Raw genomic sequence first — 16,928 nt, forward strand, 5'->3', positions numbered from 1 at the left:
GCCAGACGTTCAAAATCTTGTCTTAAAATGGGTTTGAGTAATTGATGAAATACGGTATTCTGATGTGACAAAACCTGAGTCCTTTATAGTTAAAGTGTTTGTTTGCACTCATATTTTAACTATTTAGACTCAGGTTTTTTTTATTTAAAGTAAACTGTGGGACAGTAGTGTCCTTCGGGGTGCTTTTTTTATGCTATTTTTATCTTAATCCGATTAACTTTTAGCCATCTTTATTTTTATTAAAATGACGTATTCCTCTGTCATGATGACTCTAAGCAAGAGGAAATCATCATGCAATATGACGAGGTGGGCGCTATGGATCAAGAATTGAAACAGATCCGCGATATCTGGACTCAGGCCTTTTTTAGCGGAGATTACGAGGTTCTGGCTCAGTATGAACATGAACAGTTCAAAGTGGTCTACGAGCAGGAAGGTCGTGTGGAAAGCAATTTTGTCCGTTATGACCGGATTGCGCATGCTGTAAAAAATGGTGTCTGGAAGCCCCAAAAACTCGCAGTTGATTTTGAAGAATTTGATTATGATAAAGATTTAAAGCATTGCCAGGTCTTGATTGGTTTGCAGGATCAGAAACAGATTCGGGAATTATGGGTCAGGGAGGGCGTCTGGAAAATAATCGAACTCAGGTTTTTAAAACGCAAAAAAAAACAGCTCAAGATAAGTCAAAAAACTAATTTTAAACGACCAACATAGTGGAAAGCTTTGTGTGGATAAGTTTTTAAACTGCCATTTTAGCTCAATAGAAAAGTGAAAAATAACTTATCCACAGCATAAAACGATCTTTTATTTTAAATTTAAACTTGAATTTTGAGTGGTTGTGGATAAAAACTTTAAATTTAAAAGGCAGGTTTTGAATTTAAAATTTATTTAAAGGCAATTTTTCAGTCTAAGACTGGATCAGCTTGTTTCAGCTGCAATAGGTCACCATAGCGGGCTAAAATGGCTATAAGAATGGTTGTGTAGAAAAATTAAAAAATCGCAGCACACCTTAAATATTGTGCTGCGATCATAAAATAAGCATCACTTTAGCTTTTCTTAAGAATGGAAAAATGCCTTATTCAAAAGAACTTTCAAGCTCTTCCAGTTCCATCATCAACTCTAGCATCTGTTCTTCCACCGTTTCCAGCAGGCTTTTTAACTGAGTTTGCTCATTCATCAGCTTGAGTAGATCATCTTTACGATTTGCTTCATACATTGCCGTATCACCCAGTAATACTTCAATTTCAGCCAAACGTGGTTGCAGCTTGCTGATCTGTGCTTCATTTTTTTCAATATTTTTACGAATCGGGCGGCTCAGTTCACGGCGGCGCGCAGTTTCTTTACGTTGAGCCTCTTTATCGAGTTTTGAAATTGCCGGTTTTACTTCTACTTGTGACTTCACGGGTTCAGCAGGTTTCTGACCATTTTTCATCAGGTCAATCCGTGCCTGGCGTAACCAGTCTGCATAGGCAACCAGATCACCATCGAATTCACGGCATTGATCATTGTGGACGAGCAATAATTCATCACAGACGCTGGCGATCAATTGACGCTCATGCGATACCAACACCACAGCACCTTCAAAGTCTTGTAAGGCCATGGTCAGGGCATGACGCATATCAAGGTCCAGATGGTTGGTCGGTTCATCCAGAATCAACACGTTAGGACGTTGCCAGACAATTAAAGCCAAAGCTAGACGCGCACGTTCACCGCCGGAGAAGCCTTCACTTGGGGTGTCCATACGTTCGCCACTAAAACCAAAGCTGCCGAGGAATGAACGTAACGTTGCTTCACTGATTTTCTTGTCCGCGATTCGTGACAATTGCAGCATTGGGCTGGCACTCCCATCCAGGGCGTCCATTTGATGCTGGGCAAAATAACCGATATTCAGCAATTCAGAATCTTTGCGCGTCCCTTTGAGCAGTTTCAGATCACCCACCAAAGATTTGATCAGTGTCGATTTACCGGCACCATTCATCCCGAGTAAACCAATCCGGCTGCTGGGTGTGATTTGCAAATTGACGTTGGTTACAATCAGCTTGTCCCCATAACCAATATCTGCATGTTCCAGTTGCAGCAAAGGTGAGCTCATTTTAGTCGGTTCACGGAAACTGAAGGTAAACGGTGTATCCACATGTGCAGCAGAAAGTTCCTGCATGCGTTCCAATTGTTTAATCCGGCTTTGTGCCTGTTTGGCTTTGGTGGCTTTGGCCTTAAAACGGTCAATAAATTTTTGTAAATGTGCCCGTGTTTCAAGCTGCTTTTCATAAGCTTGCTGTTGTTGTGCCAGACGTTCACTACGGGTACGTTCAAAGGTGGAATAATTTCCGGTATAGAGCGTCAACTCCTGATTTTCGATATGTAAAATATGATCGGTAACGGCATCCAGAAAATCACGGTCATGCGAAATTAAAATCAGGGTGCCTTCATAGGCTTTTAGCCAGTCTTCCAGCCATAAAATCGCATCTAAATCGAGATGGTTGGTCGGTTCATCCAGTAACAGCAGGTCGGAACGGCTCATCAGGGTACGGGCCAGATTTAAACGCATGCGCCAGCCACCCGAAAAACTTGAAACATCCAGTTGAGACTGATGTTCAAAGAAGCCCAGACCGGCCATCAATTGTGATGCTTTGGATGGAGCAGAGTAGCCATTAATTTCATCAAAACGACCATATAAATGCGCTAACTCCTCATTATTGAGGTCTTCAGGATGTTCCAGTTTGTGCTGGATGTCCCAATATTCTTCATCTCCGGACAGGACAAAATCGATGGCTTTCATCTCCAGCGCTTTAATTTCCTGGGCCATATGGGCCACCGTCCAGGCAGCGGGACGGGTCAGAGAACCACCATCCGATTCCATCCCACCCAACAATGCCGCGAACAGGGTCGATTTTCCTGCGCCATTAACACCGGTTAGGCCAATTTTCCATCCTGGATGTAGCTGCATAGACGCTTTTTGAAATAAAACACGTCCACCGCGACGTATAGAAAGTTGATCTAACTGAATCATTGAAATATCTAAAAGAGAAGAAGGATGTGCGTATTCTAAAGGAAGCCACTCAGAAAAGAAAAAGGCAGGGCATTATTCTTTTTATAAAAGCATGATTTTAAATAGATGAATAAAAATATGACAAATTGTGTAAAAAACAGCCTTTCGTCAGAATGGCCTCAGCTGCTCTATTTTTACTATAAAAACAAAATTATAGTGATTTTCTAAGAGCAATAAGCAAAAAAAGAATAAGGCACATCATGAAAAAAAGGACTTTTATTTTATCTACGCTCACACTTTTGAGTTTTTCCGGTTTAACCCAGGCAAAACAGAATATCTGTGTATTCGATCTACTCGGTAAAGCCGGTGAGTCCTATAAATTAATTGAAGAATGGGGCTTAGCCAGTAAAAACTGGGGTGCTGAGGTCAATTTAATGCCCTATCAAGATGAAGCAAAAATAGAAAAAGATTTTAAAGCCGGTGTCTGTGATGCCTTTTACATGACTTCAATGCGCGCCCGTGCCTATAACAAATTTGCCGGTTCAATTGATGCACTCGGTGGCGTTCCAAGTAATCAGATTGCACAAAAAGCCATTTCTTTTGTATTAGACAAACGCAATAAAAAGCGGCTGATCAGTACCATTGCCAATGAAAAATATGAGGTGGCAGGGATTGGGCAAATTGGTATCGCCTATCTTTTTGTACGCGATAAATCAATTAATTCTATAGAGAAAGCAAAAGGTAAAAAATTTGCGATTCTGCATTATGATCAGGCGCAAAAAATTGTTGTCCAGCGTATCGGTGCCGTACCGGTGATGTCTGATATTTCTAATTTTGTGAAAAAATTCAATAATGGTGAAGTCGACATGATTGCGGCACCTGCTTATGCTTTTAAGCCGCTAGAAATTTATAAGGGTTTAGGCTCTAACGGAGCCATGATTAATTTTCCGGTCGTCAATGTGACTGCCGATCTGGTGATTCGCCCGGAAAAATTTCCTGAAGGTTTTGCAGACCAATCGCGTAGCTGGTTTATAAAGCTTTTACCGAAAAGCTTTGCGATGGTGCAGCGCTTGGAAGCAGGAATTCCTGCCAGATATAAAGTTAATTTAACCAAGGAAGATCATGATAAATATCAGAAATTATTGCGGGATGGACGTTTAGACCTGACCAGGCAAGGAATTTATGAACCGACCATGATGACGGTGCTGAAAAAAGCCCGTTGTACTGTGGAACGAACCAACTTTGAATGTTCATTAAGTGGTGAATAAAGACATCATTATTGTATTCATTTGTAAAATAGCGCAAATTTCATAAATTATAGCTAAAAATCGTTATCACATAAGCTTATGATTTTTATTGTGAACTTAAAAAATGGAAAAAATATTGGCATTTTAAGCCTGATTAATTGGAGTAAATGCTCTATTTTTTTAGAATGAACTTGCTTAATATTTGTGGCGTGAACGGATACTCGTCAAACAACAAGATTCCAAAAGGACCTAAATAATGAAAAAAACGATTTTTACATTCGCAACATTTGCTGCTGTCGGCTTAGCGAGCACAGCGCAAGCTGCCAAAGTCGATGTATGTGTATTCGATTTACTGGGTAAATCGGGTGAATCTTTTCAAATGGCTCAGGAATGGGCACTGGCTGCCAAAGGATGGGGCGCGGAGATTAATCTTATTCCACGTCAAGATGAAGCAGTTGCAGATAATGACTTTAAAGCCGGTAAATGTGACGGCGTGTTTATGACCGCGATGCGTGCTCGTCAATACAACAAATTCGTAGGCTCTATTGATGCTCTCGGTGGTGCACCCAGTAATGCGATTGCTCAGCGTGCCATCACTTTTGCTTTGGATAAACGTAATGCGCCGAAAATGGTCAGTAATTTAGGCGGCAAAAAATATGAAGTGGCGGGTATTTCACCTTTAGGTTCGGCTTTTATTTTTGTACGTGATAAACAGATTGACTCGATTGAAAAAGCAGCAGGCAAAAAATTTGCCGTATTGGGTTATGACGATGCACAAAAAATTATGGTGCAGCGTGTAGGGGCGCAAGCGGTGATCTCTGACGTATCTAACTTTGTCGCAAAATTCAATAATGGACAGGTAGATATGGTGGGTGCACCAGCCTATGCGTATAAGCCTTTAGAAATCTATAAAGGTTTAGGTTCCAATGGTGCAATGTTTAATTTTCCTGTACTCCAGGTGACCGCAGATTTTGTGATCCGTCCAGACCAATTTCCGGCAGGCTTTGGTCAAAAATCACGTGATTGGTTTGTGAAAAACTTACCAAAAAGTTTTGCCCTGATTAATCGTCTGGAAGCCAATATTCCAGCCAAGTTTAAATTGAACCTGAATGCAGAAGATAAAACCAAATACCAGAAATTATTGCGTGAAGGCCGTATGGATATGACCAAACGTGGTATTTATGATGCAGGCATGATGGGGATTTTGAAAAAGGCTCGCTGTTCGGTCGATAAAGCGAATTTCGAATGTTCACTTGGTGGTGAATGATATTGATTTATAAAAGGAAAGCCTAGATTGAATCTAGGCTTTTTTGTCGCTTGGATTGTGTCATCTTTGCCATTGTGGTGAGTAAAAAAAGGCGTAATCTTTAAAAAACAGTAAAATTTTGATCAGCCTCAAAAAAAGGTCTTCAAGACCAACCGTTAATGGCTGATGAATAAAAAAAGCAAAAAACCATTCAATCCAAGATTGAATAAAATAATGATACAAGGAAGAAAAAATCATGATGCCATGGTCTAAAACACTGCTGCTTGGTCTGGGTTTATGTGCAGTTACCAGTATGACTCAAGCCAAACAAGTGATTTGCGTATTTGATTTAGTGGGTAAAAGTGGTGATGTTTTTGCCCTGATGAAAGATTATCAATTGGCAGCCAAAAATTGGGGTGCCGATATTGAATTACGTGTAGGCCAAAACGAAGCGGTCATCGCTGAGGATTTTAAAGCTGGAAAGTGCGACGGGATTAGTGTGACCGGTATGCGCGGTCGTCAGTTTAACCATTTTACCGGTTCACTGGATGCCATTGGTGCAATTCCCGATTTAAAACTGGCAGTAAAAGTCATGCAGGGTTTAGCCAGTCCGACTTTTGCCAAACATATGGTGAATAGTAAATATGAAGTGGTGGGCGTGATTCCAGTCGGCGATGCCTTTCTAATGGTCAATGACCGTAATATCAATACCGTTGCGAAAGCCGCAGGCAAAAAAATTGCCGTACTTGATTACGACGAAGCGCAAAAAATTATGGTGCAGCAAGTGGGTGCACAAGCGATCAGTGCAGATGTCACCAATTTTGGCGCTAAATTTAACAATGGCCAGGTCGATATTATTGGTGCCCCTGCTGCCGTCTTTAAACCTTTAGAACTCTATAAGGGTTTAGGGAATAAGGGCGCGATTGTGAATTATCCTATTTTACAGGTGACTGGTAATGTGATTATTCGCCCAGATAAATTTCCAGCAGGATATGGGCAAAAGTCACGTGAATGGGTCAAAAGCCAGTTACCTCGTGCCTTCGGGATTTTAGGCAAAATGAAAGCCGATATTCCGCAAAAATACTGGATGCAAATTCCTGAAGCAGATAAGGCAGGTTATCAGAAACTCATGCGCGAGTCGCGGGTCGATTTAACTAAACGCGGTGTTTATGATAAACGGATGATGAAGTTGCTCTGGCAATTCCGTTGTAAGCAAGATCCAAAGAATTTCGAATGTAGTCTGCAGGATGAAAACTACAAACAATCTTGAGAAAAATAGTCTGATTTAACTTTAAATCTGTAAATACTGACCATATATTGGGTATGCTATACTTGATATATGGTCTTTTATATTTCAAGACACCTGAATTGAACAGAGGAATCCCACATGAATGCCCAAGCTCTGGTGCTGACCGACAATGCTGCGAATAAAGTACGCCAATTGCGTGATAGCGAAGGCAACCAAGAATTAATGTTACGCGTTTATGTTACAGGTGGCGGTTGTTCCGGTTTCTCTTATGGCTTTAACTTTGCTGAAAGCATGAATGAAGATGATGCTGAATTTGTCAATGGCGATGTGAAAATGCTGGTCGATTCACTCAGCTATCAATATCTTGTCGGTTCGGAAGTTGATTATGTAGAGGGTCTGGAAGGTTCACGTTTTATTGTGAATAACCCCAATGCAACAACAACCTGTGGTTGTGGTTCATCTTTCTCAATTTAATCGAATAATCAAATATAAAAAGCCCTCCAAACATGGGGGCTTTTTTATGGCAGGTCAGCCTGCTGAGTTGCAGTTTCCAGCTATTTAAATGATTAAGCTTGTAGTTTAGCTGCTTCTAAAATATCAAAAATAACGGTAGTCACATCTTGGCTTAAATCGCGATTGTTAAAAATTTCATAAGCGCTAATGGTGATATCGGTATCACTTGGCAATAAGCGCTGTTCTTCTTCAATCAAATCTTGAATAGGCAACAGGGTCTGTTTGACTTGTAAATGTAGAATATCTTTATATTCAATATTTTCATCTTCAAGTTCAATCTGTTGCTCATTGAAATAAGGCAAAAGAATGGAATGGAGATAAGGCTGAATCTCAATAATATCAAAAATTTCAATATCACGAGTCTGTTCAATCGTACTGATGTGATCATTTACTTCAATAAGAATATGGTAGTAACTCACACGCATCTCCAGAGATTTTCTGTTGTCATTTCGGATCTTACAATAACATGAAATCAGTTTTATTGCCGCTGTATTGCTATGCATATACTTATAAAAAGTAAGGGATTTTTGCATTGTATCCAGGTAAGCTTTTAACGGGCTTGCAATAAGGCAAGGTCTGCGGCGGATAATCTGAAATTTTGCAGGTTCTGCTCTTTCATGAGCGGATACATCAGTGCTTGCGGGTCCTGATTATGTTTCAAGCCTAATGCATGGCCAAATTCATGTGCCAGCGTCAAGCGTAAATCTTCAACGGATTCAAATTCGTAGATATTAATTTGCTTGCCATTAAACGAACCTTTATCAAATAATCGCGGCTGAAAGCGCTGATTAAAGCTTTTTACAGAACTATCAATCTGTTGATTAAGCTGATTCAGTTCATCGACCTGCAGATTGAGTTGCTGGATTTTCTGGTTATAAATATTGATTTCCTGCTGCAGTACAAAAATTTGCTGTTGTAATTGATTTTGCTGCTGCATGAGCTGGTCACGTTGTGAAGGCGGGATTCTGCCATGCTGATTAATGACGGCTATCTGCTGATTGTATTGTTGTAACTGCAGACCTAATTGGTGTTTTCTCGCTTCGAGCATGGCATTGGTACGGTCTAGCTCATCTTTGAATTGCTTCAGTTGCTGATTTTTATTGACCCACACTTGCTGGTTGTATTGAATTTGTCCGATTTGCTGGCGACGTTGCACCGATTCATCTTGGCGTTGGTCATAAATTAAATGGATGGTGAGCTGGGCATCGGGATCATAAACAAAATAGTCTTGGCCTGTACCCGCTTTCCAGATGTCAGTGGCTTGCTGGCTAATCTGTTTCAGTTCATTTTCACTCAGACCAAAACGCGGATCAACTTCAGCAATGCGGTAACGTAACCGGGTATCGAAAGGATGCTGTATACGATCCAGCAGCTTGTTGTTGCGAATTTGGGGATGATTTCGGGTTTGATAGGTCATGCCTAAAAGAAAGATGACCAAAAGGCTGAGTAGCACTAAGCGCATAAAAGCTTAAAAACATTATTTTTTATACTGTATAACAATTAAGCAAAAATAAAAATCAAAAAACCGCGCTTTTGTGCGGTCTTTTTTAAATTCGATACATTATTTTTTGTCATGCTTAAGTTCAGGAAATTTAGCATCCTAAGCTTTATTTTTTAAACTGATCAATTTGTTTAGGCAAATTAGAATGATAGATGAAGATTAGACCTAAAAAATTGAATAAAAAAATAATAAGTTCAATTAAATATTTAACATGGTAAGAATTCACATTTCGATGATTGAAAGCATAGAAGCTCACTTCATATTTATACACCTGGAAAATAATATAGCTGATTAATCCCAAGCCCAATAAGATAAAGCCTTTTCCATAAGGGTAGCGCTGAGGTACCGATAATATCAGCAACACTATTGCTGATATTAGGAAACCAAGAGCAAAGGCCGCCTCTATACCTAAAGCTTGCAAATAATTAAATGGAGAAAGAAAAACACTCGAGGGTAATACGATAAACAGATTGCCCATCGGGTAGAGCATCATGATTGCAAAGCCTGAAGCAATCAGTAGAAGCTTGATAAAATTATGCATATTTTTATTTTTTAAGTAATTTATATAATTATATGTTAGTCAAAATCCATCCTGTTGCCTATAAGATAGCCAAAAAAAACCGCGCTTTTGCGCGGTCTTTTTTCTGTTAATTCGACAAATTATTTTTTGTCATCTTTAACTTCAGTGAACTCAGCATCTACAACGCCATCATCCGCTTTTTGTTGTTGACCCGCATCACCTTGGAATGCATTTGGGTCAAAACCTTGCGCGCCGCCTTGAGCACCTTGCGCAGCTTCATAAGCGCGTTGAGTGATCGGCATGATGATGTTTTGCAGTGCTTCAGTTTTCGCTTTGATCGCTTCAACGTCATTTTCTTTGGTTGCAGCTTCAAGTTCAGAAACCGCAGTTTCAACCGCAGTTTTTTCGTCAGCAGTCACTTGTTCGCCAAGATCTTTTACTGCTTTTTGCGCGCTAGAAACCAAAGCATCAGCTTCGTTACGTGCTTTCGCCAGTTCTTCGAACTTACGGTCTTCTTCCGCATTTGCTTCAGCATCTTTGATCATCGCTTCAATTTCAGCATCGCTCAAACCAGAGTTTGCTTTAATTTGAATTGATTGCTCTTTACCCGTGCTCTTGTCTTTTGCAGATACTTTCAAGATACCGTCAGCATTGATGTCGAACGATACTTCAATTTGTGGCACACCACGTGGAGCAGGTGGGATATCGCCTAACTGGAAGTTACCCAACAATTTGTTTTGTTGAGCCATCTTACGTTCACCTTGGTAAACCGAAATGTCTACAGCTGGCTGGTTGTCTGCAGCAGTTGAGAACACTTGAGATTTCTTCGCAGGAATCGTGGTGTTTTTCTCGATGATCGCAGTTAACACGCCGCCCATCGTCTCAATACCAAGAGTTAATGGAGTTACGTCAAGAAGCAATACGTCAGTTTTGTCACCAGACAATACCGCACCTTGAATTGCAGCACCAATTGCAACCGCTTCGTCCGGGTTCACGTCTTTACGTGGCTCACGACCAAAGAATTCTTGTACTTTTTGTTGTACCAGTGGCATACGCGACTGACCACCCACCAGAATCACGTCAGAGATGTCTGAAGTTGAAAGACCGGCATCTTTAAGCGCAATACGGCAAGGTTCAATGGTACGTTCAACCAGGTCAGCCACCAAACCTTCAAGTTTTGCACGTGTTACGTTGATCACCAAGTGTTTAGGACCAGTCGCATCTGCAGTGATGTATGGAAGGTTGATTTCAGTTGCATTAGAAGAAGAAAGCTCGATTTTCGCTTTTTCAGCAGCTTCTTTCAAACGCTGTAATGCCAGTGGATCCTGTTTCAGGTTCACGCTTTGTTCTTTCTTGAATTCTTCAACCAGGAATTCAATTAACGCGTTATCGAAGTCTTCACCACCCAGGAAAGTATCACCGTTTGTAGACAATACTTCGATTTGCTGGTCGCCGTCCAGGTCCGCAATTTCAATGATGGATACGTCGAAAGTACCACCACCCAAGTCGTATACAGCAACTTTACGGTCGCCTTCTTTCTTGTCCATACCGAACGCAAGAGCCGCAGCAGTTGGTTCGTTAATGATACGTTTCACATCAAGACCGGCAATTTTACCTGCATCTTTAGTGGCTTGACGTTGTGCATCGTTGAAGTATGCAGGAACGGTAATTACCGCTTCAGTGACTGTTTCACCCAAATAGTCTTCTGCAGTTTTTTTCATCTTTTTCAAGATTTCAGCAGAGATCTGTTGTGGTGCAAGTTTCTTGTCGTTGACATCAACCCAAGCATCGCCATTGTCTGCCTGAATGATTTTGTAAGGTACCAGACCGATATCTTTTTGTACCGCTTGGTCCTGGTACTTACGGCCGATTAAACGCTTGATTGCGAATAATGTATTTTTAGGGTTAGTCACTGCCTGACGTTTAGCAGACTGACCAACCAGGATTTCGCCATCTTTATAGGCAATAATAGATGGAGTTGTACGAGCGCCTTCAGCGTTGTCGATAACTTTAACTTTGTCGCCTTCAAGTACGGCAACACAAGAGTTTGTTGTACCTAAGTCAATACCAATGATTTTAGCCATTTGGATGCTTCCTCAAAATTATTTTTTGCAATGTTTTTGCTTGTTATCCGATATGAGAGCCATTCAAAATTTTTCAAGTTGTTTACATGAAAAAAAGTAGAAAAACTCTCGAATTTCTTTACCTTATTGACCCACGAGGACCATTGCCGGACGCAATAAACGGCCTGAAAGGGCATAACCTTTTTGTAATACCGTACCGATTTCACCTGCTTTGACATCAGGTGCGATACCGACTGCCTGATGTAAATCTGCATTGAAACCGTTATTCATGTTGACTTCTACAACATTAAATTTTTCCAGCGTACTGAGTAACGATTTATGGGTCAGTTGTACGCCTTCAAGTAATGGCGATTCAATATCACCAGCCGCCTGAATGGCACGTTCTAAATTGTCGACAGTTTCCAGCAACTCTTTAGCAAACTTCTCAATCACCGTTTCTTTATGCTTTTCAGCATCACGTTGAATACGTTCTACGCTTTTTTGTGCTTCATAGACCGCATTGGCTGTACGTGCTTTTTCAAGTTTTAAACTTTCTTCCAACTGGGTAATTTGGGCTTGTAAATCTTCAACTGAAACTTCGGCTTGTTCTGTTTCAGCTTGAGATTCTGCTGTTTTTTGCTCAGCTTGCTCTTGCCCTAGATCTTGAGCGTCTTGATTTTGCTCAGTTGCCATAGATTTACTCCGTTTGAATGGGTTTTTAAACATGTCAGTCCTTTTGGCCTCAGTGCTAACCGCGTTAATCCTGAACTGCCATGAGTGATAATTCATGATTACTACAGAGTTCGGGGCAGACGCTAAAAATTCAAGCGAGACAAGCAATTAAATCTGTTTAATTTGATTAAAATTATTAAAAAGCATTATTTTTTCTAAAATAAAATGTCAGATGATGTGATGATTGCGGGTAAATATCAGGATTTAGACTAAGTTAAGCAGAGCATAGGTGGAACCCTGGTGACTAGCGTATCCTGATCTAAGTAAGCCTATTATTTATAGTGGAGTGAACGGCAGAAATAGCAGTTTCAATAGCCTGAACCGAATTAAGCTATTGATAATAATATGTATGAGAAAGTTCATAGCATGCAAGCAATGAATTTCTTGATGTTTATTTAGACTTAAAAACGATCAATATGCTATAAATTATATATTTCACAAAAATGCTAGGTACGCTTATTATTTAACCCAGATTCTATCGCTGTAGTTTCTTCTTGGTATTTAGAAATGTGTTTTCTAGGCTTATCCAATCTCCGGATAAGCTTTTTTTTGCCTGAAATTTTTCAAATACAAAAAAGAAGAGAATTTATGTATTTATTTAGCAAAATTTTATCAGGATTTTGATAGATTTTTACAATTTAAATGCTCATCTAAAGGATGGGAAATGCGTCATATTTCTAAGTTTTACATTGGATTAATAATATTAAATACAAAATCTTAATGGTTAAATTTGCGCTGAAACAAGCAATTCAATTGAAAATTTTAATATTATAAAAACAGGTGAATAATTACATGATTTCGCAAAACTACAACTCAACAGGTGGGCAGTCACAATAAAAATTTTGAATGATAGGCAGCGCAAAGTTGGACTTTGCTTCATAAACTTAACCAACAAGGAAAATATGGATGAAAAAAACGGCTTTATTATCTTTAAGCGTGATTGCTGTTTCATTGACTGCGGTCGGTTGTACTTCTGCCGAAACCACACAAAATCCTGAGACTGCTCAAGTAACCACAGGTCTGGGTGTTTCCACTCAAGCACAACTGGGGGGAATTGGCGTTCAGGCAGATACTTCAGTTCATGCGGGCGCTACCCACTCTGGCTCTGCTTCTCAAAGTTCACAAGCTGCCCAGTATTCACCAGGCTATCGCCAGGATGAGATGATTTCTTCTTAGAGTCTTAGAGAAAGCTTTCAGCTGATGATTGAGCAATAGATGGTAGTTCGGCTTTTGCTATCATCTATTTAAGAGATATCGCAAAGTTTCGTTGCGGAGAGAATCATGATTTTATCAGCACAGTATTCGATACTCGGCCGGATTGTTGATTCATTAAATAAAGGATATTGCGGGGGAGGAACTGGCAGTGGTGAATGAGATCATCTCTCACGCTGCTGATGTTCTCTATGATTTGAATCTCGACGGTGATCCCTGCGTTTTTCCTGCACTTTATGCAGTTGCCGTATATCCATCTTTTTACGCTGCATTTCTGCGCGCTTACGTTCAAGTTCACGCTTTTGGTGATTCCAGTCGGACTGGTTATTGCGACGCTGTTCAGCGATTCTTTTCCGCTGTTCCAATAGATGTTGCTGTTCACGTTTTTTACGTTCCCATTCAAACTGTTTCTGGCGGTTCTGTTCCCACTGACGACGCTCAGACTCACGTTTTTTACGTTCTAACTCTAAACGGTTTTGGCGTTGTTGATATTCCCAACGTTGACGATCCCGCTCACGTTCATAACGATAGTCATAACTTGAACCATAAACGCGATCATAACGATGGTCGTAGCGATCATCATAAGCGCCATTGTAATAGCCACCATCTTCAGGAAATGCCACACAGCCTACAGCTAAAAATGTCGTAGCTAATGAGAGTATAATCAGTCTTTTAGCCATAAGGTGTATCCTTCTTGTGGCAAGGAGTAGCAAAAACACTCCGAAATATACATGGAAATAGTCAATGACAAGGTCTAAAAAGAAGATTAGCGTATGAATGTTTTTACTGTGTATACAGATGATTAGACTTATATAAGATTATGGTCACGCATGGGCTGACCATGTAGAAAATGTGAAGATTAAAATAAAAGGAAGATGCAATGATGGTTGCTTTTAGCCGAACTTTACAGACCGTGTTAGAAAAAGGTCAAGGTACAGCTGCACGTACTCTGGACCGATTACCCAGTTTTGCACAAAAATCTTTAGTTAGAATTTTAAGATATCCGCATCAGTATCCTGAACTTGATCCCTTAATCCAATGCATGATGGCAGCCCAGTTAAAACGTGGCAGTAATGGCTTTGTGAGTGAAGATATTATCCATGCGCGTAAAAGCTTTGATTTGCAAATGCAGTCCATCAAAGCTAAACCTACACCGGTGAAACAGGTGGAAGATTTACGTTTACCTTTACACAGTGGAACCATTTTCGCGCGACATTACCATCCTGCACCTACTAAAAAATTGCCAATGGTGGTGTATTTTCATGGGGGTGGCTTTGTTGTCGGCAGTCTGGATTCGCATGATGAAGTCTGTCGTTTACTGGCAGTACATGCCAAAGTACAGGTTTTGAGTATTGACTATCCTTTAGCCCCTGAAGCAAGTCCGAATAAACTGATTCAGACCTGTGAAGATGCCTTGGCATGGGTCTATCAAAATAGAAAGCAGCTTAAAATCTTAAAAAATAGGATTTCAGTTGCGGGCGATAGCGCTGGAGGAAATATCAGCACCGTGGTTGCACAACGAGCTGCCCATAAAGTTTATGCACCACAAGCCCAATTACTGCTCTATCCGGCAGTGGATTTTAAAAGCCGTCATCCTTCATTTTATGCCTATAATGAAGGGCTGGTTTTAACCGGTAAAGATGTGGATTTTGTGACCCACTATTATGCAGATACCCATCAGGTTGAACTGGATGATCCGCTCATTTCCCCGACCTATGGCAAGCATGACAAATTACCCCCTACGTTTGTGGTGACTGCTGGTCATGATGTATTACATGATGAAGGGGAAATTTATGCCCATAAATTACGTCATCGCGGTGTGAAGGTGCATTATCAGGAATATAGCGATCAAGCGCATGGTTTTGCCAATCTAACACCCGTGTCTTATCGTGCTAAAAAGTATTTTATTGAAATTAGTAAAAACTATAGAAAGTTTTGGGATAAACACGCTTAGCTGTTTAGCTTAAGAACAAGCTGCAATAAAAGTGTTTCACGTGAAACACTTTTTTATTTTTTCTCAATTTTAGCTTTAGGTAAGGTGAGGCTAAATTCTGGCACGTAAAAACTGTGTAAATAGCGGGCCTGAGAAAAATCAGGGAAAATGTCCTGGGTGTTTTTCCAGCTGGCTTGTTTTAATTTGCTGAGTTTACCGCGAAATTGTGGAGTGAATTGATAGCGTAAACCTTGCCAGGCTTGGTAAATATTGAGCAGCCGTGCAGGTAAATGGTGACTATTCACATAAAACGTCTGACTATGTTTATATTTCTGCAAGTGCAAACTCATTTCTTGCTGTTCAAAGCAAATCTTGCAATACACCACATCATCATGGATGAGCCATTCAAACTGGGCCAGCTGTTTTGGAATTCCCCAAAAGTGTTGACCGTTGACCATCGAACTTTCGGTAGAAACATAAATTTTAGGAATGGAAGACAAGCGCCTTTTACTGATTAAAGGATGATCCAAGATCAGCAATTCATCATATGGACCTACAGGAGAATCATGATAACGAACCAAAATCACCTGTACCACGCGGCCAATCGGAGAGGAAGCAATATAAAAATTCTGATGCTGCTCAATAAATTTGGGTGTTAACCAGTAATTCAAAATAAAAGCATCCCCATGTAAATGCCACGGTGGATAAAGGGAAAAAGTAGTTGTGTTTAATTCTTTGCTCATTGTCATACTCGTTTTATCTCAAAAAGAGAAGCTGTTATATTTATATTGAAAGATTAATATATCGACATTCACAATTACAACTTAACGTAGAAGAGTAAAGAAATGTTAAATAAAGCCTTATTTGCTATTAGTGCTGCATGTATGAGTTTGCAGGTGATGGCTGCAAATACCTTGGTAGAAATGAAAACGTCTATGGGGAATATTGAAATAGAGTTATTTAATGACAAGGCACCTATTTCTGCAAAAAATTTTGAAGCCTATATAAAAGATAACTTTTATAACGGCACTATTTTTCACAGGGTGATTCCCGGCTTTATGATTCAGGGTGGAGGAATGGATGCCAACATGGTAGAGAAACCGACCAAAGCACCCATCCAGAATGAATCTTATAATGGGTTAAAGAATGCACGTGGCACTTTGGCGATGGCACGAACCAACAAGCCCAATTCTGCAACAAGCCAATTTTTTATTAATACGGTAGACAATGACTTTTTAAACAGAAGTCAGATGAATGCCGGTTATGCGGTGTTTGGTAAAGTCACTAAAGGCATGGATGTGGTCGATAAAATCACCCAAGTACCGACTGCAAACTTTGGCATGCATCAAAATGTACCCAAGCAAGCTGTGAAAATTATCAGTGTGAACATTAAAGCAGCAGAAGAGAAAAAGTAATAAAAAATAAAGCAGAAATATTTAATTCATATTTTTGCTTTAAAATTATATGTTTATATTTAAATTAGAATAAAAATGAACCAAAAGAGTGCATAAAAATACAACACTTAATAAAACAATCAGTTAAAAGCACTTGCACGTGTACGAAATTGCCCTATAATGAGCTCATCCCGACGCGATACAGCAAACGAACTTAGCTGAACAAGTTAAGTTGTTAGATGTGTATTGCGTTATATTTTCTACTGACGAGGTAGAAAATAGATCATTAAGAGATTATGAAGAACAACTTGTGTGGATTTTTACTGGTTGAT

Annotated in this window: 16 protein-coding genes; 8 read left to right on the forward strand and 8 right to left on the reverse strand. The window is 40.0% G+C overall.

Going from position 1 to position 16,928, the window contains the following annotated elements; genetic code table 11:
* The first annotated feature begins 315 nt into the window (after nucleotides 1–315).
* Complete coding sequence (locus H4I94_RS15400; protein WP_261183659.1) at nucleotides 316–711, forward strand: hypothetical protein; 396 nt, start codon at nucleotides 316–318, stop codon at nucleotides 709–711.
* Nucleotides 712–1,072: 361 nt separating this feature from the next.
* Here H4I94_RS15400 and H4I94_RS15405 read toward each other — a convergent pair whose 3' ends face one another.
* Nucleotides 1,073–3,007 (reverse strand): ATP-binding cassette domain-containing protein, encoded by a 1,935-nt coding sequence (locus H4I94_RS15405; protein ID WP_261183651.1) that lies wholly within the window; start codon nucleotides 3,005–3,007, stop codon nucleotides 1,073–1,075.
* A gap of 239 nt (nucleotides 3,008–3,246) precedes the next feature.
* On the opposite strand from H4I94_RS15405, the gene H4I94_RS15410 reads away from it, so the two are divergent.
* From H4I94_RS15410 to erpA, 4 genes are all read left to right on the forward strand, one after another.
* On the forward strand, nucleotides 3,247–4,254 hold the full coding sequence (locus H4I94_RS15410; RefSeq protein ID WP_261183652.1) for a putative solute-binding protein: 1,008 nt from the start codon (nucleotides 3,247–3,249) through the stop codon (nucleotides 4,252–4,254).
* A gap of 235 nt (nucleotides 4,255–4,489) precedes the next feature.
* The gene (locus H4I94_RS15415; protein WP_261183653.1) at nucleotides 4,490–5,500 is read left to right on the forward strand and encodes a putative solute-binding protein; all 1,011 of its coding nucleotides are present in this window, start codon (nucleotides 4,490–4,492) and stop codon (nucleotides 5,498–5,500) included.
* Between the two features lie 238 nt (nucleotides 5,501–5,738).
* On the forward strand, nucleotides 5,739–6,749 hold the full coding sequence (locus H4I94_RS15420) for a putative solute-binding protein (protein ID WP_261183660.1): 1,011 nt from the start codon (nucleotides 5,739–5,741) through the stop codon (nucleotides 6,747–6,749).
* A gap of 117 nt (nucleotides 6,750–6,866) precedes the next feature.
* Nucleotides 6,867–7,202 carry an iron-sulfur cluster insertion protein ErpA gene (gene erpA / locus H4I94_RS15425; RefSeq protein WP_092820961.1) on the forward strand — a complete coding sequence of 112 codons (336 nt, stop codon included), beginning with the start codon at nucleotides 6,867–6,869 and terminating at the stop codon, nucleotides 7,200–7,202.
* Between the two features lie 92 nt (nucleotides 7,203–7,294).
* Here erpA and H4I94_RS15430 read toward each other — a convergent pair whose 3' ends face one another.
* From H4I94_RS15430 to grpE, 5 genes are all read right to left on the reverse strand, one after another.
* Entirely contained in the window at nucleotides 7,295–7,672 is a 378-nt protein-coding gene (locus H4I94_RS15430; protein WP_261183661.1) for a hypothetical protein, read from the reverse strand.
* Between the two features lie 119 nt (nucleotides 7,673–7,791).
* On the reverse strand, nucleotides 7,792–8,703 hold the full coding sequence (locus H4I94_RS15435; protein ID WP_261183654.1) for a M10 family metallopeptidase domain-containing protein: 912 nt from the start codon (nucleotides 8,701–8,703) through the stop codon (nucleotides 7,792–7,794).
* Nucleotides 8,704–8,848: 145 nt separating this feature from the next.
* On the reverse strand, nucleotides 8,849–9,283 hold the full coding sequence (locus tag H4I94_RS15440) for a hypothetical protein (protein ID WP_261183655.1): 435 nt from the start codon (nucleotides 9,281–9,283) through the stop codon (nucleotides 8,849–8,851).
* 119 nt (nucleotides 9,284–9,402) lie between these two features.
* Nucleotides 9,403–11,346: a molecular chaperone DnaK gene (gene dnaK / locus H4I94_RS15445; protein WP_092820969.1), complete on the reverse strand. Its 1,944-nt coding sequence runs from the start codon at nucleotides 11,344–11,346 to the stop codon at nucleotides 9,403–9,405.
* Nucleotides 11,347–11,469: 123 nt separating this feature from the next.
* Nucleotides 11,470–12,018 (reverse strand): nucleotide exchange factor GrpE, encoded by a 549-nt coding sequence (grpE, locus tag H4I94_RS15450; RefSeq protein ID WP_261183656.1) that lies wholly within the window; start codon nucleotides 12,016–12,018, stop codon nucleotides 11,470–11,472.
* Nucleotides 12,019–12,963: 945 nt separating this feature from the next.
* Between grpE and H4I94_RS15455 the strand changes: the two genes are divergently transcribed.
* The gene (locus H4I94_RS15455; RefSeq protein WP_261183657.1) at nucleotides 12,964–13,233 is read left to right on the forward strand and encodes a hypothetical protein; all 270 of its coding nucleotides are present in this window, start codon (nucleotides 12,964–12,966) and stop codon (nucleotides 13,231–13,233) included.
* A 200-nt stretch (nucleotides 13,234–13,433) separates the two neighbouring features.
* On the opposite strand, the gene H4I94_RS15460 is transcribed toward H4I94_RS15455, so the two are convergent.
* The gene (locus H4I94_RS15460; protein ID WP_261183658.1) at nucleotides 13,434–13,949 is read right to left on the reverse strand and encodes a hypothetical protein; all 516 of its coding nucleotides are present in this window, start codon (nucleotides 13,947–13,949) and stop codon (nucleotides 13,434–13,436) included.
* Nucleotides 13,950–14,152: 203 nt separating this feature from the next.
* On the opposite strand from H4I94_RS15460, the gene H4I94_RS15465 reads away from it, so the two are divergent.
* Entirely contained in the window at nucleotides 14,153–15,223 is a 1,071-nt protein-coding gene (locus H4I94_RS15465; protein ID WP_261183662.1) for an alpha/beta hydrolase, read from the forward strand.
* 53 nt (nucleotides 15,224–15,276) lie between these two features.
* Here the strand turns inward: H4I94_RS15465 and H4I94_RS15470 are convergent, their stop codons facing one another.
* A complete protein-coding gene (locus tag H4I94_RS15470) occupies nucleotides 15,277–15,945 on the reverse strand; it encodes an acetoacetate decarboxylase family protein (protein ID WP_092820989.1) in 669 nt (222 codons plus the stop codon).
* A gap of 102 nt (nucleotides 15,946–16,047) precedes the next feature.
* Between H4I94_RS15470 and H4I94_RS15475 the strand changes: the two genes are divergently transcribed.
* Nucleotides 16,048–16,617 (forward strand): peptidylprolyl isomerase, encoded by a 570-nt coding sequence (locus tag H4I94_RS15475; RefSeq protein ID WP_092820977.1) that lies wholly within the window; start codon nucleotides 16,048–16,050, stop codon nucleotides 16,615–16,617.
* Nucleotides 16,618–16,928: the final 311 nt, after the last annotated feature.

The organism is Acinetobacter sp. T_3_1 (genome assembly GCF_025377055.1).
In the GTDB taxonomy this organism is placed as follows: Bacteria; Pseudomonadota; Gammaproteobacteria; order Pseudomonadales; family Moraxellaceae; genus Acinetobacter; species Acinetobacter kookii.